38 protein-coding genes are annotated in these 23,348 nt (G+C 44.3%); all 38 read right to left on the minus strand.

Annotated features, from left to right (window positions below):
* Positions 1 to 2: 2 nt before the first annotated feature.
* The 38 genes from dnaK to DXT99_RS11210 all read right to left on the minus strand — a co-directional run bounded on the left by dnaK (position 3) and on the right by DXT99_RS11210 (position 23,344).
* Positions 3 to 1,868, minus strand: coding sequence for a molecular chaperone DnaK (gene dnaK, locus DXT99_RS11025; RefSeq protein ID WP_115565605.1), 1,866 nt, complete (start codon positions 1,866 to 1,868; stop codon positions 3 to 5).
* Positions 1,869 to 2,080: 212 nt separating this feature from the next.
* Entirely contained in the window at positions 2,081 to 2,377 is a 297-nt protein-coding gene (locus DXT99_RS11030; RefSeq protein ID WP_115565606.1) for an FtsB family cell division protein, read from the minus strand.
* Between the two features lie 91 nt (positions 2,378 to 2,468).
* A complete protein-coding gene (gene eno / locus DXT99_RS11035) occupies positions 2,469 to 3,746 on the minus strand; it encodes a phosphopyruvate hydratase (protein WP_115565607.1) in 1,278 nt (425 codons plus the stop codon).
* Between the two features lie 20 nt (positions 3,747 to 3,766).
* Positions 3,767 to 4,879 (minus strand): glutamine-hydrolyzing carbamoyl-phosphate synthase small subunit, encoded by a 1,113-nt coding sequence (gene carA / locus DXT99_RS11040; protein ID WP_115565608.1) that lies wholly within the window; start codon positions 4,877 to 4,879, stop codon positions 3,767 to 3,769.
* Positions 4,880 to 4,954: 75 nt separating this feature from the next.
* Positions 4,955 to 5,578, minus strand: a complete 624-nt coding sequence (gene rplQ / locus DXT99_RS11045; RefSeq protein ID WP_115565609.1) for a 50S ribosomal protein L17 — start codon at positions 5,576 to 5,578, stop codon at positions 4,955 to 4,957.
* A gap of 70 nt (positions 5,579 to 5,648) precedes the next feature.
* Complete coding sequence (locus DXT99_RS11050; RefSeq protein ID WP_115565610.1) at positions 5,649 to 6,638, minus strand: DNA-directed RNA polymerase subunit alpha; 990 nt, start codon at positions 6,636 to 6,638, stop codon at positions 5,649 to 5,651.
* A gap of 37 nt (positions 6,639 to 6,675) precedes the next feature.
* Positions 6,676 to 7,281, minus strand: coding sequence for a 30S ribosomal protein S4 (gene rpsD / locus DXT99_RS11055; RefSeq protein WP_115565611.1), 606 nt, complete (start codon positions 7,279 to 7,281; stop codon positions 6,676 to 6,678).
* Positions 7,282 to 7,300: 19 nt separating this feature from the next.
* A complete protein-coding gene (gene rpsK, locus DXT99_RS11060; protein WP_115565612.1) occupies positions 7,301 to 7,693 on the minus strand; it encodes a 30S ribosomal protein S11 in 393 nt (130 codons plus the stop codon).
* A 9-nt stretch (positions 7,694 to 7,702) separates the two neighbouring features.
* Entirely contained in the window at positions 7,703 to 8,080 is a 378-nt protein-coding gene (gene rpsM, locus DXT99_RS11065) for a 30S ribosomal protein S13 (RefSeq protein ID WP_115565613.1), read from the minus strand.
* A 12-nt stretch (positions 8,081 to 8,092) separates the two neighbouring features.
* Positions 8,093 to 8,209: a type B 50S ribosomal protein L36 gene (gene ykgO, locus DXT99_RS11070; RefSeq protein ID WP_034256541.1), complete on the minus strand. Its 117-nt coding sequence runs from the start codon at positions 8,207 to 8,209 to the stop codon at positions 8,093 to 8,095.
* A 5-nt stretch (positions 8,210 to 8,214) separates the two neighbouring features.
* Positions 8,215 to 8,433 (minus strand): translation initiation factor IF-1, encoded by a 219-nt coding sequence (gene infA / locus DXT99_RS11075; RefSeq protein WP_115565614.1) that lies wholly within the window; start codon positions 8,431 to 8,433, stop codon positions 8,215 to 8,217.
* On the minus strand, positions 8,434 to 9,207 hold the full coding sequence (map, locus tag DXT99_RS11080; RefSeq protein WP_115565615.1) for a type I methionyl aminopeptidase: 774 nt from the start codon (positions 9,205 to 9,207) through the stop codon (positions 8,434 to 8,436).
* 3 nt (positions 9,208 to 9,210) lie between these two features.
* Positions 9,211 to 10,530 carry a preprotein translocase subunit SecY gene (gene secY, locus DXT99_RS11085; protein ID WP_115565616.1) on the minus strand — a complete coding sequence of 440 codons (1,320 nt, stop codon included), beginning with the start codon at positions 10,528 to 10,530 and terminating at the stop codon, positions 9,211 to 9,213.
* 9 nt (positions 10,531 to 10,539) lie between these two features.
* Positions 10,540 to 10,986 carry a 50S ribosomal protein L15 gene (gene rplO / locus DXT99_RS11090; protein WP_115565617.1) on the minus strand — a complete coding sequence of 149 codons (447 nt, stop codon included), beginning with the start codon at positions 10,984 to 10,986 and terminating at the stop codon, positions 10,540 to 10,542.
* On the minus strand, positions 10,986 to 11,168 hold the full coding sequence (rpmD, locus tag DXT99_RS11095; protein WP_115565618.1) for a 50S ribosomal protein L30: 183 nt from the start codon (positions 11,166 to 11,168) through the stop codon (positions 10,986 to 10,988). Before rpmD ends, rplO begins: the two co-directional genes overlap by 1 nt.
* Positions 11,169 to 11,173: 5 nt before the next feature.
* Positions 11,174 to 11,692 (minus strand): 30S ribosomal protein S5, encoded by a 519-nt coding sequence (gene rpsE, locus DXT99_RS11100; RefSeq protein ID WP_115565619.1) that lies wholly within the window; start codon positions 11,690 to 11,692, stop codon positions 11,174 to 11,176.
* A 5-nt stretch (positions 11,693 to 11,697) separates the two neighbouring features.
* A complete protein-coding gene (gene rplR / locus DXT99_RS11105) occupies positions 11,698 to 12,045 on the minus strand; it encodes a 50S ribosomal protein L18 (protein WP_115565620.1) in 348 nt (115 codons plus the stop codon).
* 8 nt (positions 12,046 to 12,053) lie between these two features.
* A complete protein-coding gene (gene rplF, locus DXT99_RS11110) occupies positions 12,054 to 12,608 on the minus strand; it encodes a 50S ribosomal protein L6 (RefSeq protein WP_115565621.1) in 555 nt (184 codons plus the stop codon).
* 15 nt (positions 12,609 to 12,623) lie between these two features.
* Positions 12,624 to 13,022 carry a 30S ribosomal protein S8 gene (gene rpsH, locus DXT99_RS11115; protein WP_115565622.1) on the minus strand — a complete coding sequence of 133 codons (399 nt, stop codon included), beginning with the start codon at positions 13,020 to 13,022 and terminating at the stop codon, positions 12,624 to 12,626.
* A gap of 89 nt (positions 13,023 to 13,111) precedes the next feature.
* Positions 13,112 to 13,381 (minus strand): 30S ribosomal protein S14, encoded by a 270-nt coding sequence (gene rpsN, locus DXT99_RS11120; protein ID WP_115565623.1) that lies wholly within the window; start codon positions 13,379 to 13,381, stop codon positions 13,112 to 13,114.
* Between the two features lie 4 nt (positions 13,382 to 13,385).
* Positions 13,386 to 13,940, minus strand: coding sequence for a 50S ribosomal protein L5 (gene rplE / locus DXT99_RS11125; RefSeq protein ID WP_115565624.1), 555 nt, complete (start codon positions 13,938 to 13,940; stop codon positions 13,386 to 13,388).
* A gap of 1 nt (position 13,941) precedes the next feature.
* Positions 13,942 to 14,265 (minus strand): 50S ribosomal protein L24, encoded by a 324-nt coding sequence (gene rplX / locus DXT99_RS11130; RefSeq protein WP_115565625.1) that lies wholly within the window; start codon positions 14,263 to 14,265, stop codon positions 13,942 to 13,944.
* A gap of 18 nt (positions 14,266 to 14,283) precedes the next feature.
* On the minus strand, positions 14,284 to 14,652 hold the full coding sequence (gene rplN / locus DXT99_RS11135; protein WP_115565626.1) for a 50S ribosomal protein L14: 369 nt from the start codon (positions 14,650 to 14,652) through the stop codon (positions 14,284 to 14,286).
* A 1-nt stretch (position 14,653) separates the two neighbouring features.
* Positions 14,654 to 14,911, minus strand: a complete 258-nt coding sequence (gene rpsQ, locus DXT99_RS11140) for a 30S ribosomal protein S17 (RefSeq protein WP_115565627.1) — start codon at positions 14,909 to 14,911, stop codon at positions 14,654 to 14,656.
* 13 nt (positions 14,912 to 14,924) lie between these two features.
* On the minus strand, positions 14,925 to 15,122 hold the full coding sequence (rpmC, locus tag DXT99_RS11145; protein WP_115565628.1) for a 50S ribosomal protein L29: 198 nt from the start codon (positions 15,120 to 15,122) through the stop codon (positions 14,925 to 14,927).
* A 6-nt stretch (positions 15,123 to 15,128) separates the two neighbouring features.
* On the minus strand, positions 15,129 to 15,548 hold the full coding sequence (gene rplP / locus DXT99_RS11150) for a 50S ribosomal protein L16 (protein WP_115565629.1): 420 nt from the start codon (positions 15,546 to 15,548) through the stop codon (positions 15,129 to 15,131).
* 30 nt (positions 15,549 to 15,578) lie between these two features.
* A complete protein-coding gene (gene rpsC, locus DXT99_RS11155; protein ID WP_115565630.1) occupies positions 15,579 to 16,349 on the minus strand; it encodes a 30S ribosomal protein S3 in 771 nt (256 codons plus the stop codon).
* Positions 16,350 to 16,352: 3 nt separating this feature from the next.
* Complete coding sequence (gene rplV / locus DXT99_RS11160; protein WP_115565631.1) at positions 16,353 to 16,748, minus strand: 50S ribosomal protein L22; 396 nt, start codon at positions 16,746 to 16,748, stop codon at positions 16,353 to 16,355.
* A 2-nt stretch (positions 16,749 to 16,750) separates the two neighbouring features.
* Entirely contained in the window at positions 16,751 to 17,029 is a 279-nt protein-coding gene (gene rpsS, locus DXT99_RS11165; protein ID WP_115565632.1) for a 30S ribosomal protein S19, read from the minus strand.
* Positions 17,030 to 17,857: a 50S ribosomal protein L2 gene (gene rplB / locus DXT99_RS11170; RefSeq protein WP_115565633.1), complete on the minus strand. Its 828-nt coding sequence runs from the start codon at positions 17,855 to 17,857 to the stop codon at positions 17,030 to 17,032.
* Positions 17,858 to 17,867: 10 nt separating this feature from the next.
* Positions 17,868 to 18,155, minus strand: a complete 288-nt coding sequence (gene rplW, locus DXT99_RS11175; RefSeq protein WP_115565634.1) for a 50S ribosomal protein L23 — start codon at positions 18,153 to 18,155, stop codon at positions 17,868 to 17,870.
* Between the two features lie 2 nt (positions 18,156 to 18,157).
* Positions 18,158 to 18,787 carry a 50S ribosomal protein L4 gene (rplD, locus tag DXT99_RS11180; RefSeq protein ID WP_115565635.1) on the minus strand — a complete coding sequence of 210 codons (630 nt, stop codon included), beginning with the start codon at positions 18,785 to 18,787 and terminating at the stop codon, positions 18,158 to 18,160.
* Positions 18,788 to 18,790: 3 nt separating this feature from the next.
* Entirely contained in the window at positions 18,791 to 19,411 is a 621-nt protein-coding gene (gene rplC / locus DXT99_RS11185) for a 50S ribosomal protein L3 (RefSeq protein WP_115565636.1), read from the minus strand.
* Between the two features lie 182 nt (positions 19,412 to 19,593).
* Positions 19,594 to 19,899 carry a 30S ribosomal protein S10 gene (gene rpsJ, locus DXT99_RS11190; protein WP_007654312.1) on the minus strand — a complete coding sequence of 102 codons (306 nt, stop codon included), beginning with the start codon at positions 19,897 to 19,899 and terminating at the stop codon, positions 19,594 to 19,596.
* Positions 19,900 to 19,909: 10 nt separating this feature from the next.
* A complete protein-coding gene (fusA, locus tag DXT99_RS11195; RefSeq protein ID WP_115565637.1) occupies positions 19,910 to 22,015 on the minus strand; it encodes an elongation factor G in 2,106 nt (701 codons plus the stop codon).
* Between the two features lie 2 nt (positions 22,016 to 22,017).
* The gene (gene rpsG / locus DXT99_RS11200) at positions 22,018 to 22,485 is read right to left on the minus strand and encodes a 30S ribosomal protein S7 (RefSeq protein WP_115565638.1); all 468 of its coding nucleotides are present in this window, start codon (positions 22,483 to 22,485) and stop codon (positions 22,018 to 22,020) included.
* A 19-nt stretch (positions 22,486 to 22,504) separates the two neighbouring features.
* On the minus strand, positions 22,505 to 22,921 hold the full coding sequence (rpsL, locus tag DXT99_RS11205) for a 30S ribosomal protein S12 (protein ID WP_115565639.1): 417 nt from the start codon (positions 22,919 to 22,921) through the stop codon (positions 22,505 to 22,507).
* A gap of 105 nt (positions 22,922 to 23,026) precedes the next feature.
* A complete protein-coding gene (locus DXT99_RS11210; protein ID WP_115565640.1) occupies positions 23,027 to 23,344 on the minus strand; it encodes a DUF3467 domain-containing protein in 318 nt (105 codons plus the stop codon).
* Positions 23,345 to 23,348: the final 4 nt, after the last annotated feature.

Below are 23,348 nucleotides of genomic sequence, written 5' to 3' on the forward strand. Positions count from 1 at the left end.
TATTAATCAATCTTTTTACCAGACATAGCCTTCTTGATGGAAATCTGCATGACGCGTTCTGCAAATGGGCTTGTCTGTGCTTCCAGCACATCCACGGCACCATAAATAGCGTCTTTGTCGCCACCGGAGGCCAGTACATCTTTCAGGTTCTGCACGTTTTTACGGGTAAGCGCTATCTCCTCCTCCGTCAGGTGCTCTGCGTTCTTCTCCACGAAACGCTCTACCTGGTACAGCATCTGCTCGGCTGTGCTGCGCGCCTCAATTTGCATACGCGCCGACACGTCGTCTTTGGCGTGCGTGATGGAATCCATCAGCATCTGCTCTACCTGCTCATCCGTCAGGCCGTACTGTGGCTTCACTTCCACCTCCTGTCGTGTGCCGGAACGCTCCTCTACCGCCTCTACCTTCAGGATACCGTCAGCATTCAGGATAAAGTTCACATCTACTTTCGGGAAGCCTGCCGGCATGGCCGGTATGCCTTTCAGATCAAACTCGGCTAGCTTGCGGTTCTCCTTCACAATATCGCGCTCGCCCTGAAAAACGGATATCTTCATGTTCACCTGTCCGTCCACAGAAGTAGTATACTGCCGCCCTGCCTTCGTCGGAATCTTTGAGTTTCTCGGGATGATGGGGTCCATCAGGCCACCCATCGTTTCAATACCCAGCGTGAGCGGCGTTACGTCCAGTAGCAGGATATCCTTGCGGTTACCGGCCAGAATATCGGCCTGGATGGCGGCGCCCAGTGCTACTACCTCGTCCGGGTTATGCGAGTTATTCGCTGGCTTCCCGAAGAACGCTGACACGGCATCGTATACCATCGGCACACGGGTGGAGCCTCCCACCATAATCACGGCGTCAATCTGCTCCGGCTTCAGCTTGGCATCGCCCATTGCCTGGCGGCAGCTATCCATTGTTCTCGCTACGATAGGCGCTATCAGCTCTTCGAAGGTGTGCCGCTCCAGGTGACATTCTATTTCACCGTTGATGTTGCTGGTATATACTTCCTGAGAACTCAGCGCTTTCTTTGCCTCCTCCGCTTTCAGGCGCAGTTCCTGCGACAGGTTCTTATCCTGGTTGATGGTATCCGCAACAAGCTGGTTCTCGCTTATCCAGTGGTTGATGATGGCGCGGTCAAAGTCATCGCCGCCCAAATAAGTATCACCGTTGGTGGAAAGTACCTCAAAGATGCCTTGGTGTATGCTCAGGATAGAGATATCAAACGTACCGCCGCCTAAGTCATATACCGCCACTGTCTTCTCCTCATTCGGGTCAATGCCGATACCGTAGGCCAGTGCGGCCGCAGTTGGCTCGTTCACAATGCGGAGCACCTCCAACCCTGCCAGTTTACCGGCATCGCGGGTAGCCTGCCGCTGCGAATCGTTGAAGTAAGCGGGTACGGTGATAACGGCACGGTTTACCGGCGTTTTAAGCGAATGCTCCGCCCGTTCGCGCAGTTCCTTTAGTATTTCTGCTGATAGCTCTATAGGAGAATAAAACTTATCCTTCACCCGGACTTTTACCAGTCCTTCGCTATCATCATCTATAATTTTATATCCGAAGTAGTCTTTATGCTCGCCAAGGTCCCTGTAGGATTTGCCAAGCAGGCGCTTCACCGAGTAAATGGTATTCGCAGGATCAGTGATGAGGTACTCTTTCGCCTCTGTACCCACCAGTGTTTCGCCATTCTGTGTGAAGTGCACCACCGAGGGCACAATGGTGCCTCGGCCCTGGTCGTTGATTGCGATGGGTGTCTTATCTTCAGGATGGATGTAGGCCACCAAGCTGTTGGTCGTTCCTAAATCTATACCTACTATTACTTCTGCCTGCTGAAGCGCACCAGTAGAAAGGTTTATTGCAACTTTTGCCATAGTATCTGTTATTACGTGAGGTCACTACTGTTTAGCGGTGACACATGGGCACAAAGTTACAAATAATTTGGGGAGGGATTTGTTTGTGGGGTAAGCGGTTTAGATGCAGCTTCTAAATGGGCTACAGGTAGCCAGTGATTGTTAGTTGGCCTTGGGTGCTGTTCCCCTTTCGCAACCTCTATAGGTAGTGCATGACCTAAAGTTCAAGACTCCTAATCCTCTTTTTCCACAATGATGAATACGTCTTCGTTCGGGCGCTTCATCAGGTACTTCTCCCGGGCAAACTTCTCCAGCAGTTCAGAATTACTCATAAGCTCCTTACGGTCCTGCTGCACTTCCTCCATTTTCTCCAGGTAATGCTCCTTTTCCTCCTCTAAATTACTGAGGGTTTTGTTCATCTGGTATTGTGTAATAAAGTCATTGGAGTCAAAAAAGAGCATCCAGACTAGAAACAGGAAAGAGGTGATGAAATAGAAATTGCGGAAGATTCTGGGAATGCGTCTGTACATAGCGGTAAGGGTAAAAAAGCTCTTATACAAAAATAAGGCTGTGAGTCAGATAACCCACAGCCTTAGCATATTTATTTTATGTTCTGTGTTACTAGAACTTTCTTCCAGGGAAGTAAGCTACTTCACCAAGCTCCTCCTCAATGCGAAGCAGTTGGTTGTATTTTGCCATACGGTCTGAGCGGGAAGCTGAACCAGTCTTGATCTGACCCGTGTTCAGGGCAACAGCAAGGTCAGCAATGGTGTTGTCCTCTGTCTCGCCGGAACGGTGGCTCATCACGCTCTTATAGCCATGGCGACGGCCAAGGTTAATGGCGTCGATGGTCTCCGTTAGCGTACCAATCTGGTTTACTTTGATCAGGATAGAGTTGGCAACGCCCTGGTCTATGCCTTGCTGCAGACGGTCTACGTTCGTTACAAACAGGTCATCACCTACCAGCTGCACTTTGTCACCGATTTTATCAGTCAGTTCTTTCCAGCCTTTCCAGTCATCCTCGGCCATACTGTCTTCCAGTGAAATGATAGGGTACTTATTCACCCACTCACTCCAGTAGCTTACCATCTCAGAAGAAGAAAGCTTTTCGCCGGTAGACTTCTTGAAGTGATAAGTGCCAGAAGATGCATCGTAGAACTCAGAGGAGGCAGCATCCATGGCAATCATCATGTCGTCGCCTGGCTTGTAACCAGCGGCTTCAATTGCCTGAAGTACTACTTCTATTGCCTCTACGTTAGAAGCAATGTTTGGAGCAAAGCCACCTTCATCCCCTACATTTGTAGAAAGGCCTTTTTTCTTCAGTACGTTCTTCAGGTGATGGAACACCTCAGAACCCATACGCAGTGCCTCAGAGAAAGACTCAGCACCTATAGGCATAATCATGAACTCCTGGAAGTCGATGGCATTGTCTGCGTGGCTACCGCCGTTAAGGATGTTCATCATCGGCACGGGCAAGGTATTGGCGTTCACACCACCCACATAGCGGTAAAGCGGCATGTTCAGCTCCTGTGCGGCTGCACGGGCAATAGCCAATGACACACCTAAAATAGCGTTAGCACCTAAGTTACCTTTGTTACCAGAGCCATCCAGCTCGATCATTATCTTGTCAAGCAGGTTCTGCTCATACACCTGGAAACCAATAAGTTCTTCGGCAATTTTCTCATTCACGTTCTGCACAGCCTGCAGTACGCCTTTGCCCATGTATTTGCTCTTATCGTTGTCGCGCAGTTCTACTGCTTCGTGCACGCCCGTAGACGCACCAGAAGGCACTGCGGCACGGCCAAAAGCACCATATTCTGTCGTTACATCTACTTCAACAGTAGGATTTCCTCTTGAATCGAAGATTTGTCTCGCTTTGATGTCTGTGATTAAGCTCATGTTTTGTTTCTAAAATAGTTTTACTTGATTTTACTTTGTTCTAACAGTTCGATGAAGTCATCAAAAAGGTATTCTGAGTCGTGTGGTCCTGGAGATGATTCGGGGTGATATTGCACAGAAAAGGCAGGCTTCGATTTCATACGAATGCCTTCAATGGTATTATCGTTCAGGTTGATATGTGTAACCTCTACTTCCGGATGATTTCGCAATTGTTCGGCATCTACTACGAAGCCATGGTTCTGGCTCGTAATTTCAGAGCGACCCGTGCGCAGGTTCTTTACAGGGTGGTTTAAGCCGCGGTGTCCGTTGTGCATTTTATAAGTGGCTATCCCGTTGGCCTGTGCCAGCATCTGGTGTCCCATACAGATTCCAAACAGCGGCTTCTGTTTCTCCAGCATCTGCTTCACGCTGTTAACCGCAACTGTCGTAGCAGCAGGGTCACCGGGGCCGTTAGATATAAAGTAGCCATCCGGGTTCCACTGTTCCATTTCTTCAAAGGGCGTGTTGTAGGGGTATACCTTCACTTCACAGCCACGCGCCACCAGATTCTTGAGACTGTTTTGCTTGACGCCAAGATCAAGCACTGCTACTCTATACTTTACCTCCTCCGGCGTAAAATGATAGATTTCAGGAGTACTCACCTTCGAGGATAGCTCCAGGCCAGCCATCGACGGCACCTCTGCCAACTTTTTACGCAACTCCTCGATGTCTGTTGTTTCTGAGGAGACAATTGCGTTCATAGCTCCCTTATCGCGGATATGGCGTACCAGCGCTCTGGTGTCTATCTCACAAATGCCCACCACTCCTGCATTTTCAAAGTAGTCCTGCAAAGAGCCTTCAGCCGTTTTCCGGGAGAAGTGACTGGAAAAATCTTTGCAAACCAGGCCACTGATCTGAATTTTGTTTGACTCTACTTCCTGATGTTGTACACCATAGTTACCCACATGAGACACAGTGGTCACAACCATTTGGCCATAATAGGATGGGTCGGTAAAGATTTCCTGATAACCTGTCATCCCGGTGTTGAAACATAGCTCGCCGCCGGATGTACCAATTCGACCGAGGCTTTTACCCTTATAAACGGTACCATCTTCTAAAAGAAGTATCGCTTCTGTTGAAATTTGCTTCTTCATAATAATGATTTGTTACAAAAATAAAAAAGGGACACGACTTACGTCATGTCCCTTTAAAATATTTACAAAAAAAGCTTACTTAGCATCTTTTGTCTCTTCGTTAGAATCAGTAGATTCTTCAGGAGCACTAGTAGCGTCAGTAGATGCTGCAGGAGCTTCAGTCTCAGCCTGAGCAGCTGCTTCAACAGCCGGAGCTGCTGTTCCAGCATCAGTAACAGGTGCAGTGGCTGTTGTAGCCTCTGTGTTCTCCGTGTTAGCGGCATCGCTGCTCTTCTTACCACCGCGGCGACGCGTTCTCTTCGCACCACCAGTAGCAGTAGAAGCTGAAGCCAGCATATCCTCGTTGTAGTCTACCAGCTCGATAACACACATCTCTGCGTTGTCACCCAGTCTGTAGCCAGTCTTCAGGATGCGGGTATAACCGCCTGGTCTGTTTGCTACTTTTACAGATACTTCATCAAAAAGCTCCTTTACAGACTCTTTGTTCTGCAGGTAAGCAAAACAAGTTCTTCTGGAGTGAGTAGTATCGTTTTTAGATTTAGTTAACAAAGGCTCCACATACTTACGCAGTGCTTTCGCCTTGGCTACTGTAGTAGATACGCGCTTGTGCAGGATAAGGGAAGCTGCCATGTTTGACAGCATTGCCTTACGGTGTGACGCCGTTCTTCCTAAGTGATTGATTTTTTTACCGTGTCTCATTATTGTAATTTGTGCACGTGCATACCGTCGATCAACCTTTTCAGGGATAGGGAATTATGCCGTAGATTATTTAATCTTCTTCTAATTTGTACTTAGAAAGGTCCATACCAAAAACCAGTCCTTTTTCCTGAACCAGGTTCTCTAATTCTGTTAATGACTTCTTACCGAAGTTTCTGAACTTCATCATGTCTGAGATGTCCAACTGCACCAGGTCGCCGAGTGTTTTGATATCGGCAGCCTTCAGGCAGTTGTATGCGCGCACAGATAAATCCATGTCCTGAAGAGAAGTCTTCAAAACTTTACGCATATGCAATAATTCTTCGTCTACAGCTTCTTCCTCTTCAGGCTTGGCTGTTTCGAATGTCATGGTATTGTCAGAGAACAGCATGAAATGCTGAATCAGGATGTTGGCAGCACCTTTCAATGCTTCCTCGGGATGAATCGAACCGTCTGTCTGGATGTCAAGAACGAGCTTCTCGTAGTCAGTTTTCTGCTCTACACGCGTGTTCTCCACACTAAACTTCACGTTTTTTATAGGTGTATAGATGGCATCTATAGAGATTTGACCGAATACTTGTTCAGCCGGCTTATTTTCATCAGCGGGCACATAGCCACGGCCTTTCTGAACTGTCAGCTCAACCTCGAAGTTGATGCTAGGATCCAGGTGGCAAATCACCAGTTCCGGATTCAGCACTTCGAAGCTGGAAGTGAATTTGTTTATATCACCAGCAGTAAAAGTATCCTGACCACTTAGACTAACAGTGATCTTTTCGTCTTGCATTTCGCTGATTTTCTTCATGCGAACCATCTTCAAGTTAAGGATAATGTCAGAGACATCCTCAACTACCCCTTCAACAGACGAAAACTCATGCAATACACCACCTATACGGATGCTCGTGATGGCATATCCTTCTAAAGATGAAAGAAGAATTCTTCGCAGAGCATTACCGATGGTTACACCGTAACCTTTTTCAAGCGGCTTGAATTCAAATGAACCATGAAAGTCGTCGGCTTTTTCCATCACAACTTTCTCTGGCATCTGAAATGCTAATATTGACATACTTGCAGTGTTAAAGGTTATAAATTGATTATGCTGCTTACTTAGAGTAAAGCTCGACGATGAGCTGCTCCTGAATTTTCTCAGGGATTTGCTCTCTGTCTGGCGTAGCTACGTACTGACCTGACATTTCGCTTGCATTCCACTCTAACCAGCTATAGGCGCGCGCATTATGCACAGCAAGTGATGTAGTAATAGCCTCAAGAGACTTGGATTTCTCTCTTACCGCTACCACTTCACCTACCTTCAGGCTGTATGAAGGAATGTTAACGATTTCACCGTTAACCAGGATGTGCTTATGCAGCACAAGCTGACGAGCAGCTCTTCTGGTTGGAGCTATACCTAAACGGTAAACAGTATTATCTAATCTAGACTCCAGTAACACTAACAGGTTCTCACCGGTAACACCACCTTTTCTGTGAGCTTTTTCAAAGATGTTAGCGAATTGTTTTTCCAGAATACCGTATATGTATTTTGCTTTCTGCTTTTCATTCAGCTGAATAGCATATTCAGACTGCTTTTTGCGACGGCCACGGCCGTGCATCCCCGGAGGGTAAGCTTTTTTCTTAAGCGCTTTGCTTGGGCCGAAAATCTCTTCGTTGAATTTTCTTGAGATTTTACTTTTTGGACCAGTATATCTTGCCATTTCTTAAATTAATTTGAAATTAAACTCTTCTGCGTTTTGGTGGACGACATCCGTTGTGCGGCAGAGGGGTAACGTCTTTGATAGAGGTTACTTCTATACCAGTGTTTTGTACCGTGCGGATGGCAGACTCTCTACCTGAACCCGGACCTTTCACAAACACCTCAGCCTTGCGCATTCCAAGGTCATAAGCAACTTTGGCGCAATCGCCAGCTGCCATCTGAGCCGCATACGGAGTGTTCTTTTTAGAACCCTTAAAGCCCATTTTACCAGCAGAAGCCCAAGATATTACCTGGCCAACGTTATTGGTTACTGATATAATGATGTTATTGAAAGAAGCCTTGATGTGTACCTGACCCACTGGTTCTACAATAACTACACGCTTTTTAGCTTTATCTTTTCTTTTCTGAGCCATTATCAATTATTATTTAGAAGCTTTCTTCTTGTTTGCAACTGTCTTACGCTTACCTTTTCGGGTACGTGAGTTGTTTTTGGTACGCTGTCCGCGTACTGGCAAACCCTTACGGTGTCTTAACCCACGGTAGCTTCCGATGTCCATCAGACGCTTGATGTGCAATTGCACCTCAGAACGCAGAACACCTTCAGTTTTGTGATCAGCTGCAATAATTGATCTGATCTCACCGGCTTCATCTTCTGTCCAGTCTTTTACCTTTTTGTCAAGATCCACCCCGGCTTTAGTAAGGATTCTCTGCGAAAGGTTACGACCAATACCAAAGATATAGGTCAAAGCGATTTCGCCTCTTTTGTTATCCGGAATATCTACTCCTGCAATTCTAGCCATACTATTATTTAATTATCCTTGTCTTTGTTTATATCTTGGATTCTTTTTGTTGATTACATAAAGCTTCCCCTTGCGGCGAATAACTTTACAATCAGCACTTCTCTTTTTTACTGATGCTTTAACTTTCATTTTATTTATTTATATCGGTAAACAATTCTGCCTTTTGTGAGGTCGTAAGGCGACATTTCTAACTTTACTCTATCACCGGGCAAAATTTTGATATAATGCATTCTCATTTTACCGGAAATATGAGCAACTACCTGATGACCGTTTTCAAGCTCCACTCTAAACATGGCGTTAGACAAAGCTTCAATTATAGTTCCGTCTTGTTCTATGGACGACTGTTTTGCCATTTATGATTTATTTGCTTCTTCTATATAATCAAATGTTGTTAAAATCTCAGCCTTATCCTTACGCACCACTACGGAATGCTCGAAATGGGCAGAAGGTTTTTTATCTTTCGTTCGAATCGTCCAACCGTCGTCCTCCTGCACAATGTGCCGGGTTCCGAGATTGATCATGGGCTCAATAGCAATAACCAAACCATTCTGAAGCTTGATACCTTGCCCGCGACGGCCATAGTTTGGAACCTCAGGAGATTCATGCAAATTCTGACCGATGCCATGCCCCACAAGTTCTCTAACGACACTGTAACCATGCGCTTCGGCATGCTCCTGTATCGTGTAGCTAACGTCGCCTAATCGGGAACCAACTGTTGCTTTTTCAATACCTTTATAAAGCGACTCTTTTGTCACTTTCAAGAGGTCTTTCACCTCTTCCGAAACGTTGCCCACAGCATGCGTATAAGCACAGTCGCTGTGGAACCCTTTGTAGTAAACACCAGCATCAACAGAAATTATATCTCCATCGTTCAAAGTGTACGCACTAGGAAAGCCATGTACAACAGTAGCATTTACTGATATACACAGGCTATAAGGGAAACCGTTGTAATTTTTAAAAGATGGCTGGCCGCCATTGTCTTTGATGAATTCCTCTGCCCGTTTATCTAACGTAAGCGTAGAAACACCTTCTTTTATAAGACGAGCAATTTCGCCATGTGCTTTGCTCAATATCAAAGCACTCTGGCGAATAAGCTCTATTTCTTCTTCTGTTTTATAATTAATCATTTACTAAGATGCCATGGTAGGTATGGTCTCAGTTCTACCGCGAAGCTTTCCTGATTTCATCATACCATCATAGTGACGCATAAGCAGATAGCTTTCTACTTGCTGCAATGTATCCAGCACAACACCAACCATGATGATGAGTGAAGTACCCCCAAAGAACTGAGAAAACTCTCTTGTTACACCCAATAGCATAGCTATAGAGGGGAATATGGCAACCAATGCAAGATAAATAGCACCCGGAAGCGTGATTCTTGTTAAGATAGTGTCAATGTATTCAGAGGTTGCTCGGCCAGGTTTAACACCCGGAACAAATCCCCCGCTTCTCTTCAGGTCATCGGCAATCTGGTTCGGGTTAACGCTGATAGCAGTGTAAAAGTAAGTAAACACCAGAATCAACAGACCGAACACAACATTATACTGCCAGGAGGTAAAATCTGAGAATGTAGCTCCAATGTAGTTTGCAGTTTCATTAGAATCAGCCCAGATAGACGCTACCATAGAAGGTAAAAACATCAGGGACTGTGCAAAAATGATAGGCATTACACCTGCTGCATTTACTTTAAGTGGAATAAACTGTCGCTGTCCACTATATAAAGAACTACCTCCTACCTGCTTTGCGTACTGAACCGGAATTCTTCGGATAGCCTGTGTCAGCATTACAACCGACATAACCACGAAGAACAGAACAAACATTTCAAATAAGAACAATAAGGCTCCATTCAGCTGTTTTGACAATGCTTCAGCGAAAATAGCGCCCGGAAACCGGGAGATAATACCGATCATAATCAGCATAGAGATACCGTTTCCGATACCTTTGTCTGTAATCTTCTCTCCTAACCACATACAGAAGATCGTACCTGAAGTAAGCACAATCATGGACGTGATGGTGAAGAGCGTTTGGTTGATCACTATCGCTTCAGCATTCAGCGTGGCAACAAAGCCTACCGCCTGGGCTAAAGTAATGATAATGGTAAGGACGCGGGTAATCTGGTTGATTTTCTTTCGACCAGTTTCCCCCTCCTTTTGCATTTTCTGAAAATACGGAACAGCAATGGTTAATAACTGCAATACAATCGAAGCTGATATGTAAGGCATGATACCTAACGCAAAGATAGATGCATTGCTAAATGCTCCACCCAGGAATGTATCTAACAAACCAAACAGGCCACCAGTGTTGGCCTGAAGTTGATTAGGATCAACGCCAGGTAAAACAACAAAAGAACCAAGTCTAAATATTGCAATGAAGAAAAGGGTATTAAAGATCCTTACCCGAAGGTCTTCAATCGCAAAAATGTTCTTAATAGTTGTTATAAACTTCTTCATACCGATCGATTAGAGCGCTACTGTTTTGCCGCCTGCTTTTTCTATGGATGATGTTGCAGTTCCAGAGAATGCATGGGCATGTACTTCTACAGCTTTGTTCAACTCTCCTCTGCCTAATATTTTTACTTTATCGTTTTTCTGAATCAGTCCGTGTGCTTTGAAGAAATCAAAGTTGAAAACTGTTTCATTGCCTGACTCGGCCAAAGACTGTAATACATCTAAGTTGATGGCTTTATACTCAACACGGTTGATGTTTTTGAAGCCGAACTTAGGTACGCGTCTCTGAAGTGGCATCTGACCACCTTCGAATCCGGATTTCTGTGAATAACCAGAACGGGACTTGGCACCTTTATGACCACGCGTAGAAGTTCCACCTCTACCGGATCCAGTACCTCTACCTATTCTTTTTCTGGTCTTTACAGCACCTTCTGCAGGTTTTAAAGAATTTAAGTACATTATTGAAAGTCTTTAACTTCTACTAAACTGTGAACTTTTTTTATCATACCAGCAATCTGAGGCGTATTCTCAACAGACACTGATCTGCTTATTTTACCAAGACCAAGCGCTTTCATAGTCGCTTTCTGATCCTGAGGGCGGCCAATGATACTTTTGACCTGAGTGATTGTTACTTTAGCCATTTCAATTATCCGTTGAATACTTTCTGTAAATTAACACCACGTTGCTGGGCAACAGCCAAAGGATCACGCATTTTAGAAAGAGCGTCGAAAGTTGCCTTCACCACGTTGTGTGGGTTAGAGGATCCTTTAGACTTGCAAAGTACGTCTTTTATACCAGCACTCTCCAATACAGCACGCATCGCACCACCAGCAATAACACCGGTACCGGCCGCAGCTGGTTTGATTAGTACAAAACCGCCAGAGTATTTACCCTCCATTGGGTGTGGCACTGTGCTATGGTAAATAGGAACTTTAACTAAGTTCTTCTTCGCATCATCGATTCCTTTTGCGATAGCATCTGTTACTTCATTGGCTTTACCAAGTCCGTATCCTACTACGCCGTTTCCGTCACCTACTACAACGATGGCAGCAAAACTGAATCTTCTACCACCCTTAACAACCTTGGCAACACGATTAATGGCTACTACTTTCTCTTTGAGTTCGATTTCGCTCGCCTTTACGCTTCGTATATTATTCTTCAACATAATTATTAGAATTTAAGGCCAGCTTCACGAGCGCCTTCTGCCAATGATTTAACTTTACCGTGATACAGGTAGCCAGAACGGTCGAAAACTACTTCAGAGATACCTTTCTCTATTGCTTTCGCTGCGATCTCTTTACCTACTCTACCGGCAGTCTCCACATTTGCTTTTGCATCATCAAGTTTCACTGAAGAGGCAGCTGCTAGTGTCACACCAGTAGTATCGTCGATTAGCTGTGCGTAAATTCCTTTGTTACTGCGAAACACAGACAATCTTGGCCTTGCAGAAGTACCAGAAATTTTGTTTCTGATACCTCTTTTGATTCTTAGTCTTCTTGTAATCTTATTAGTAGACATGATGATGATTATTTAGACGCTGTCTTACCAGCTTTTCTTCTGATTACTTCACCTACGAAGCGGATACCCTTACCTTTGTATGGCTCAACTTTACGCAGTGATCTGATTTTAGCAGCAACCTGTCCCAGTAATTGCTTGTCGTTACTGTCAAGCGTGATAACCGGAGACTTACCTTTTTCAGTTACAGCTGTTGCCGAAACTCCTTCTGGTAAGCTTAAGTAGATGTTGTGTGAATATCCCAGGGATAGTTCAAGAATTGTACCTACCATGGATGCTTTATAACCTACACCTACCAGTTCAAGCTTTTCTTGATAACCTTCGGTTACTCCTATCACCATGTTATTGATAAGTGACCTGTACAAGCCGTGCATCGCCTTGTGGCGCTTCTGCTCAGTTGGGCGCTCTACAACAAGCTCGTTGTCCTGCTGCTTCACGATAATATCTTTATCCACCGGAGTAGATAAAGAACCCTTTGGTCCCTTTACCGTAACAACATTGTTATCAGCAACGGATATTTCAATATTTCCTGGCAGGGTGATTGGCAATTTTCCTATACGTGACATTGTCTATCCTCCTAATTAATAAACGTAACATAACACCTCGCCACCGATTTTCAGTGTGCTGGCTTCTTTCTCTGTCATTACGCCTTTGGAAGTAGACAATATTGCAATGCCTAAACCATTCAGTACACGTGGCAGGTTTTCGCTTCCGGCGTATTTTCGCAGCCCTGGCTTACTTACCCTATCAATTTTCACAATAGCAGATTGCTTGGTGTTAGGGTTGTACTTCAGAGCTATCTTGATTGTACCTTGTACTGCAGAGTCTTCAAACTTGTAGCTCTGGATGTACCCTTTGTCGTACAATACCTTCGTAATCTCTTTCTTTATATTGCTAGATGGTATTTCAACTATTCTATGGTTCGCTTTGATAGCGTTACGCACTCTAGTTAAATAATCTGCTATTGGATCTGTGTTCATTCTGATTTAATAAAATAACGTATGCTTTATCCAAGCGAGGGGCAAAGATACTAATATCTTTTGATGATTCTTAATATGTTAAGAAAAATTTACCAGCTCGACTTTGTTACACCAGGAATTTTACCCATAACTGCCAGCTCTCTGAAAACCACACGGGAGATACCGAATTTTCTCATGTATCCTCTTGGTCGTCCAGACAATTTGCAACGGTTATGAAGTCTCACAGGGGATGCGTTACGAGGCAGCTTGTCTAAAGCTTCGTAATCTCCGTTTGCTTTAAGTTCAGCTCTTTTTGTAGCATATTTCGCTACAGCCTTCTGTCTTTTAAGCTCTCTTGCTTTTACTGATTCTTTTGCCATTTTCTTATTTCTTAACGTTGATGAAAGGCATGCCGAATGCTTTTAACAGTTCGTAGCTTTCTTCGTCTGTGCTAGCTGTCGTAACAAAAGTAATATCCATACCAGTGATGGCTTTTACTTTGTCGATGCTGATCTCAGGGAAGATGATCTGCTCTTTTACACCTAATGTATAGTTACCACGGCCATCAAAGCCTTTATCGTTCACACCTCTGAAGTCACGTACACGTGGAAGTGCAATCGTCAGCAAACGGTCCAGGAACTCATACATTTTCTCACCTCTTAGTGTTACGCGGGCACCGATAGGCATTCCCTCACGCAATTTAAAGTTCGAAACCGACTTCTTTGCGATTGTTGCAACAGCTCTTTGTCCAGTGATGGTAGTAAGCTCATCCACACCAATATCAACCAGCTTTTTGTCAGACACGGCAGCACCGATACCTTTGTTGATTGAAATTTTAGTGAGTTTTGGCACCTGCATGATGTTCTTGTACTGGAACTTCTCTCTTAAGGCAGGCACTACCTCATTCTCGTATTTTTCTTTAAATCTTGTAGTAGCCATCTTAGATTACTTCTCCTGTCTTTTTAGAGTAACGCTCTGTTTTACCTTCGCTGTTTTTTCTCGTAGCCGCTTTTGTTGTTTCACCTGACTTAGGGTCAACAAGGGCTACGTTGCTAGCATGCATAGGAGCTTCTACTTTGCTTATGCCACCCTGTGGGTTCTGTGCACTTGGCTTAGCGTGTTTCGTTACTAAGTTTAAGCCTTCAATAGTTACTCGCTGCTTCTCTAGGTTAACAGCAGTTATGCGGCCAGTCTTGCCGCGTTCATCACCGGCAATTACTTTAACTGTATCGCCAGTCTTTACATGAAGTTTTTTCTTATTCATTTTAATCTGAATTAATGGTTATAGAACTTCAGGCGCTAACGAAACAATTTTCATGAATTGCTTTTCACGAAGTTCACGTGCAACCGGGCCAAAGATACGCGTACCGCGTGGCTCATTGTTTGCGTTTAGAAGAACGGCAGCGTTGTCGTCAAAACGGATATAAGACCCGTCTTTTCTTCTAATCTCTTTTTTAGTTCTTACAATAACTGCTTTAGAAACAGTTCCCTTTTTTATGTTTCCAGAAGAAAGAGCTGATTTTACAGTTACTACAATTTTATCACCAATTGAAGCGTATTTCTTACCGGTACCGCCTAAAACGCGAATGCAAAGAACTTCTTTGGCACCGCTGTTATCAGCTACTGATAGTCTTGATTCCTGCTGTATCATCTTATTTCGCTCTTTCTATTATTTCTACTAAACGCCAGTTCTTATTCTTGCTAAGCGGACGTGTCTCCTGGATGCGTACAGTGTCACCAATGTTGCAATCGTTGTTCTCGTCGTGCGCCATGAATTTAGTGGACTTCTTTAGAAACTTACCGTAAATCGGGTGTTTCATTCTGCTTTCCACCTTTACCGTGATAGACTTGTTCATCTTGTTGCTAACAACCGTACCACTTCTTTCTTTTCTTAGATTTCTCTCTTCCATGATTTAATAAGTCTTAAGAGTTAGCTAATTCACGACTGCGTTTTTCCGTGTTCAGGCGAGCGATGTTACGCTTCGCCTCACGAATTTTCATGGGGTTCTCTAGAGGAGATATGGCATGTGCAAAACGAAGGTTCTGCATATTGGCGCGCTCAGTGTTTAGCCTTTCGTTCAGCTCTTCTGAAGACAAAGCTTTGATCTCTGAATTTTTCATTTTCTATTATCCAACGTAATCTCTACGTACTACAAATTTTGTTCTTACCGGCAGTTTCTGAGCAGCCAGTCTTAACGACTCCTGAGCTACTTCTAAAGAAACACCATCAGATTCGAACATGATGGTACCCGGCTTCACTACAGCTACCCAATATTCCGGGGAACCTTTACCCTTACCCATACGCACCTCTGCAGGCTTCTTGGTAATAGGCTTGTCAGGGAAGATACGAATCCATACCTGGCCTTCACGCTTCATTGCTCTTGTCATCGCGATACGAGCGGCCTCAATCTGGCGGCTGGTGATCCATGTAGCTTCCAGCGATTTTATTGCGAAAGAACCAAATGAAATAGTACTGCCTCTATGAGCCAGACCTTTCACGCGGCCTTTTTGCATTTTTCTATATTTAGTCCTTTTAGGCTGTAACATTTTCTAAAACGTCTTAATGTTAACAATCAATTATTGACGACGCTTGGTGTTGCGCTTTGGCCCACCGGCACCATCCGTTTTCTTACGGTTGCCACCACGTCTATCACCACCACCGGCATTTCCACCAGGTCCACCTTTGCCGCTTTCTAAGCCTGCATTAGGAGTAAGATCTCTCTTGCCGTAAACTTCGCCTTTGAAGATCCATACTTTGATACCCAGTTTACCGTACACTGTCTGCGCTTCAGACAAAGCATAGTCGATATCTGCACGAAGCGTGTGAAGAGGAGTTCTTCCTTCTTTGTAGTGCTCCGTTCTTGCCATTTCAGCACCGCCTAAACGGCCTGATACCTGCACCTTGATACCTTCAGCTCCTACACGTAGTGCAGAGGCAATTGCCTGCTTCATGGCACGGCGGAAAGAGATACGAGCCTGCAGCTGCTGCGCGATAGACTCGCCTACCAGTTTAGCATCCAACTCAGGGCGCTTAATTTCAAAGATATTGATTTGGATATCCTTGTTGGTAATCTTCTTAAGCTCCTCTTTGATCTTATCTACTTCTGCTCCGCCTTTACCAATAACAACACCTGGTCTGGCAGTGTTAACAGTAATAGTGATGCGCTTCAGCGTTCTTTCAATAATGATTTTAGAAATACCGCCTTTAGGAATACGTGCTAGTATATATTTTCTGATTTTCTCGTCTTCAATCAGCTTTTCAGCGAAGTCTTTGCCGCCATACCAGTTAGAATCCCAACCTTTGATAATGCCGAGTCGAAAACCGATTGGATTTACTTTCTGTCCCATTTCTTACTTGTTGGCTTTTTTAGATTTCTTTGATTGCTGTTGTTCCAATTGCTCTTCCGTCATGCTGTCGATGATAACCGTTACATGGTTAGATCGCTTTCTGATGCGGTGTCCACGGCCTTGCGGCGCTGGGCGCAGGCGCTTCAGCATTCTTCCTTCGTCCACAAAGATCTCTCGGATGTAAAGATTTGCATCTTCAATGCGAGCATCTTCGTTTTTCTGCTGCCAGTTAGATAAAGCAGATAAAAGAAGCTTCTCAAGTCTCTCTGCACCAGAGTTTGCCTCAAACTTCAACAAATTCAGGGCTCTTGCTACGCTTTTGCCGCGTATCAAGCCAGCTACTAATCTCATTTTGCGAGGAGAAGTAGGCACATTATTCAATTTTGCTACTGCTTCCATGATTATCGCTTGCCTTTATCTTTTTTAGCTATATGACCTCTGAAGTTTCTGGTTGGGGCAAACTCACCGAGTTTATGACCTACCATGTTTTCCGTCACATATACCGGAATAAATTTATTACCATTATGTACTGCGAAGGTATGACCTACGAAATCCGGAGAAATCATAGAGCGGCGAGACCAGGTTTTAATAACCGTCTTCTTATTGCCTTCGTTCATTACATTTACTTTTCTTTCGAGCCTATAGTCAATGTAAGGCCCTTTTTTTAATGATCTAGCCATTTATTTCTTCTTTCCTCTATTAACTATAAGCTGTTCTGAATACTTGTTCTTGTTGCGGGTCTTCATACCTTTTGCATACAAGCCCTTACGTGAGCGTGGGTGACCGCCTGAAGACTTACCTTCACCACCACCCATTGGGTGATCGACAGGGTTCATGGCAACACCACGTACACGAGGTCTCTTACCTAACCATCTATTACGCCCTGCTTTACCAAGGTTCACGTTCATGTGGTCAGAGTTAGAAACAGTACCTACAGTTGCTACACAATTTACTAACACCATTCTAAGCTCACCTGAAGGAAGCTTTATCGTTGCATAGCGTGCTTCACGCGCCACCAACTGGGCATAAGATCCAGCACTTCTTGCAAGTACCGCACCTGCACCAGGCTGCAATTCGATGTTGTGAATGATTGTACCTAGAGGAATATCAGATAAAGGCAGGCAGTTGCCTACTTCCGGAGCTATACCAGGGCCTGAAGTAACTACAGTACCAACCTGTAGCCCGGCAGGAGCAATGATATAAGCTTTCTCTCCGTCAACGTAATGAAGCAGGGCGATACGTGCTGTTCTGTTTGGATCGTACTCAATCGTTTTAACAGTTGCAGGAACGCCATGTTTTGTACGCTTGAAATCGATTACCCGGTATTTCTTCTTATGACCACCGCCCGTATAGCGCATTGTCATTTTACCTGAGTTATTGCGTCCACCAGATTTTTTGATAGGTGCCAACAAAGATTTTTCCGGAGTAGATGTTGTTACCTCCTCGAAAGAAGGGGCTACTCTAAATCTTTGACCTGGTGTTGTTGGTCTTAACTTTTTTAAAGCCATTTTAACTTAATTATATGCCGCTGTAAAAGTCTATTACTTCACCCTCTTTCAGGGTTACTATTGCTTTCTTGATCAAAGAAGTACGACCACTTACTGCTCCGGATTTGGTATACTTTGTTTTCGTTTTACCAAGGGTGCGCATGGTAGCTACTTTCACTACAGTAACTCCGTACATCTTCTCAATCGTTTTTCTGATTTCTACTTTATTGGCGTTTCTATGTACCTCAAAAGCATATTTGCCTACCTCATTCAAGGCAGCAAATTTTTCAGTAATGATGGGTCTTTTCAGAACGTTCATAATTATTTCGTGCTAAAGAGGTTATCTAATACATTTAAAGAATCTTCCACCAATAACAACTTCTGTGTGTTCAACAGGTCGTAAGTATTGATATCGCTCGCTGTAGAAATTTTCACTTTTGGCAGGTTTCTACCGGAAAGTACAATGTTCTTATCAACAGCAGGTAACACCAGTAAAGTTTTACCAGTTGACTGAAGGTTGTTCAGGATTCCTTTGAATTCGCTTGTCTTAGGAGCATCTAAAGAGAAAGCCTCCACTAAAGCTACCTGGTTGTTGCGGGCCAGAAGCGAAAGGGCAGAAAGACGAGCTGTACGCTTCAGCTTTTTGTTCAGCTTGAAGGAATAATCTCTTGGCTTAGGACCAAACACACGGCCACCACCTACAAAAAGAGGTGATTTGATGCTACCTGCACGGGCACCACCTGTACCTTTTTGCTTCTTTATCTTTTTAGTAGAACCTGCTACTTCGGCGCGCTCTTTTGACTTGTGCGTACCTTGTCTCTGATTTGCCAAGTACTGCTTTACGTCAAGATACATTGCATGCTCGTTTGGCTCTAAACCAAACACAGCCTCAGAAAGTGTTACCTTTCTGCCTGTATCTTCACCTTTTATATTTAATACAGAAAGCTCCATTATTTATTTCTCAATTAACACGTAAGAATTTTTGGCACCTGGTACAGAGCCACTAACAACCAAAAGGTTTTTGTCTGCAATAACGCGCAACACAACTAAGTTTTCAATCTTAACTCTGTTTCCGCCTGTTCTACCAGCCATTCGCATACCTTTGAATACTCTTGAAGGCCATGAAGCAGCACCAATCGAACCTGGGTGCCTTGCCCTGTTGTGCTGACCGTGCGTTTGGCCACCAACACCAGCAAAACCGTGGCGCTTTACCACACCCTGGAAACCTTTACCTTTGGATGTTCCTACAACATCGATGAATTCATTCTCGATGAACAGGTTCACATCAACGGTTTCTCCTAATGTATAAGAAGTACCTTCTTCGATGGTGAATTCTGCTACTCTTTTCTTTGGAGTTGTATTCGCTTTCTTGTAGTGTCCGGCTTCTGCCTTCGTTACTCTCTTAAGCTTCTTTTCGCCGTAGGCAAGCTGTACAGCTTCGTAGCCATCCGTCTCGACTGTCTTCACCTGAGTAACTACACATGGGCCTGCTTGAATAAGCGTAACGGGTGTGTATTTACCATCTGCTGTGAAGAGGCTTGTCATTCCGATTTTTTTACCGATAATTCCAGGCATTCAACTAATTTTTTAAAAGATGGATATAGAATATTGTTTCCCCTCAGTTTTCTAAGGGAGTGCAAAGTTAAGAAAATATTTTTTCTTACAATAACTTTCACCTAAAATATTTATGAATCATGCAGTTATAAAAAAAGAGAACTGATTTCTCAGTTCTCTTTTTTTAATGGTTCCTGTATTTATCAAACTTTGATTTCTACATCAACTCCGCTTGGCAGCTCAAGTTTCATCAAAGCATCTACTGTTTTAGAGCTTGTAGAATAGATATCTACCAGACGCTTGTAAGTGCAAAGCTGGAACTGCTCACGAGACTTCTTGTTCACGTGTGGTGAACGTAGTACAGTGAATTTATCCTTCTCAGTTGGAAGAGGAATTGGTCCGCTTACGATGGCACCAGTAGCTTTTACAGCCTTCACAATCTTCTCCGAAGATTTGTCTACCAGGTTGTGGTCGTAAGACTTCAGTTTTATTCTTATTTTCTGATTCATTATTTTACTACTATTTAGCTGCAGTTCCTTTTAATTTGGCAATGATGGCATCTGCTAATCCCTGCGGTACCTGCTCGTAATGTGAGAAGGTAAGTGATGCAGTAGCTCTACCAGAAGTAATGGTTCTAAGATCTGTTACATAACCGAACAGTTCTGAAAGTGGTACGCTTGCCTTTACTACTGAAGATGTGCCTTTTGTATCCATACCTTTCATCAAACCTCTTCTTCTGTTCAAGTCGCCTGTAACAGGTCCAGTGTATTCATCTGGTGTCACTACGTCAACTGCCATGATTGGCTCAAGAAGCTTCGGAGCACACTGCTTACCTGCCTCTTTGAAGCCCTGACGCGCAGCTAGTTCAAATGACAAGGCATCAGAGTCAACATCGTGGAATGAACCGTGGAACAGACGCACCTTCATAGAGTCTATCGGGAAGCCAGCCAGGATACCATTCTTCATGGCCTCTTCGAAACCTTTCTGAATAGCCGGGATAAATTCACGTGGAATAACTCCACCTACAATTGCATTTTCGAACTCAAGACCTGGCTTGTCGTCCTCACGTGGCCCCATGTTGAACACGATGTCGGCGAACTTACCACGACCACCAGACTGCTTCTTGAATACCTCACGGTGCTCAATTGTTTTGGTGATGGTTTCTTTGTAAGCTACCTGAGGAGCACCCTGGTTCAACTCAACCTTGAATTCACGCTTCATACGGTCGATGATGATCTCGAGGTGAAGCTCACCCATACCTCTCAGGATTGTCTGACCAGTTTCTTCGTCCGTATTCACCTGCAGTGTTGGGTCTTCCTCCACAAGTTTGGCAATCGCCATACCCATTTTATCAGAGTCAGCCTGTGTTTTAGGCTCAATAGCGTAACCGATTACTGGCTCAGGGAAGTCCATAGACTCGAGAACGATCTTTGAGTTTTGCTCGCAAAGTGTGTCGCCTGTCTTGATGTCCTTGAAACCTACAACGGCAGCAATATCACCAGCAGCCAGTCTGTCGATCTGGTTCTGCTTGTTAGCGTGCATCTGGAAGATACGTGAAATACGTTCTTTGTTGCCAGAGCGCGTGTTAAAGATATAAGAACCTGACTCCAGCACACCCGAATACGCACGTACGAAGCACAGACGACCTACATAAGGATCGGTAGCAATTTTGAATGCCAGGCCTGCGAAAGGCTCTGTCTCACTTGGCTTACGCTTTACTTCCTCGCCTGTATCAGGATTGATACCTGTGATACTTTCTTTGTCCATTGGTGACGGGCAAAGTGCCATCACATAGTCCAGCATTGTCTGTACGCCTTTGTTCTTGAAAGAAGAACCGCAAAGCATTGGAACAATCGCCATGTCAATAGTAGCAGCACGAAGCGCAGCAATGATTTCATCTTCCGTGATGGACTCCGGATCTTCGAAGTATTTCTCCATCAAACGCTCATCATAGTCCGCTACTGCTTCCAGAAGTTTCTCTCTGTATTCAGCTGCTTCTTCCACCATGTCATCCGGAATCGGAACTTCAGTAAAGGTCATTCCTTTATCTTCTTCGTTCCAGATAATTCCACGGTTGTTTACCAGGTCCACAACACCTTTAAAGTTATCTTCACCACCTATTGGTAACTGAAGCGCTACAGCGTTAGAACCAAGCATTTCCTTCACCTGCTTGCAAACAGCAAGGAAGTCAGCACCTGAGCGGTCCATTTTGTTCACGAAACCGATACGGGCAACTTTGTAGTTATCAGCAAGGCGCCAGTTTGTCTCAGACTGAGGCTCTACACCGTCCACGGCACTGAAAAGGAATACCAGACCATCCAGTACGCGAAGAGAGCGGTTTACCTCTACGGTAAAGTCCACGTGACCTGGCGTGTCAATGATGTTGATATGATATTCTGTACCTCTGTATGGCCACTTTACTGTTGTAGCGGCAGATGTAATGGTAATACCACGCTCCTGCTCCTGCTCCATCCAGTCCATTGTTGCAGCGCCATCATGCACTTCACCAATTTTATGGCTTACACCGGCGTAATATAGAATTCGTTCGGTCGTAGTGGTCTTACCGGCGTCAATGTGCGCGGCAATACCAATATTCCGTGTGTATAATAAGTCTCTTGTTGCCATGCTTAGAATCTAAAGTGTGAGAACGCTTTGTTTGCTTCTGCCATTCTGTGCATGTCGTCTTTTTTCTTAACGGCAGCACCTTCGCCCTTAGCAGCAGCAATAATCTCTCCTGCTAATCTGTCTTTCATCGTTTTCTCACCTCTCTTGCGAGAAAGGGAAATCATCCACTTAATACCCAGAGATACTCTGCGATCCGGTCGGACCTCAGTCGGCACTTGGAACGTAGCACCCCCTACCCTGCGGCTCTTCACTTCGACACTCGGCATGATGTTGTTCAATGCCTTCTTCCAAGTTTCAAGACCGTTTTCTTTTGTTCTTTGCTCTACTATTTCTACAGCATCGTAGAAGATTCCGTATGCAACACTTTTCTTACCGTCAACCATCATGTAGTTAACGAAACGTGTTACCAGGGTCTCTTTGTACTTAGGATCGGGAAGGAGAATTCTACTTTTCGGCTTTGCTTTTCTCATTGTATTTGTACTCTATAAATTATTTTTTCTTTCCACCTTTACCTGCGGCAGCAGCTGGCTGTCCTGGCTTAGGTCGTTTTGCACCGTACTTAGAACGGGACTGAAGACGGCCGCTTACACCAGCAGTATCCAACGCACCACGTACTATGTGGTAACGTACACCCGGAAGGTCTTTCACTCTACCTCCTCTGATAAGCACAATCGAGTGCTCCTGAAGGTTGTGGCCTTCACCCGGGATATAGGCGTTGACTTCTTTACCGTTTGTTAATCTTACCCTTGCCACTTTTCGCATGGCAGAGTTTGGCTTCTTAGGCGTTGTGGTATATACTCTTGTACATACGCCACGACGCTGTGGGCATGAATCTAGGGCAGGAGATTTAGATTTAGATGTTAGTTTCTCTCTTCCCTTTCTTACTAGTTGCTGTATAGTAGGCATTTACAATCTGTTAATTTTAGATTTCTTCTACTCAAAATTTCGGACTGCAAAGGTATATAAATCCCCTTGCAATTTCAAAATTTTAATTCATTAATTATTAGCACCTTAGGCCTCCCCAACCGTTCCACCGAAGTTCATCGGGAAAGAGGGAGCTTCCTGTGCATGCTTTATCTCGCCGAAGCTGTCCTCGAACTTTTTGACGTTATCAGCCAGAGCAGCCAATAATCTCTTGGCGTGCTCCGGCGTAATAACAACTCTTGCTTTGACTTTTGCTTTTGGCAGACCTGGCATCAATCTTATAAAATCAATTACAAATTCGCTGCTCGAGTGGGCTATCATCGCTAAATTGGCATATTCGCCTTCAGCTACCTCCTCTGACAGTTCAATGTTTATCTGATTTTGCTTTTGCAGATCTTCCGCCATGTCT

The organism is Pontibacter diazotrophicus, from assembly GCF_003367245.1.
In the GTDB taxonomy this organism is placed as follows: domain Bacteria; phylum Bacteroidota; class Bacteroidia; order Cytophagales; family Hymenobacteraceae; genus Pontibacter; species Pontibacter diazotrophicus.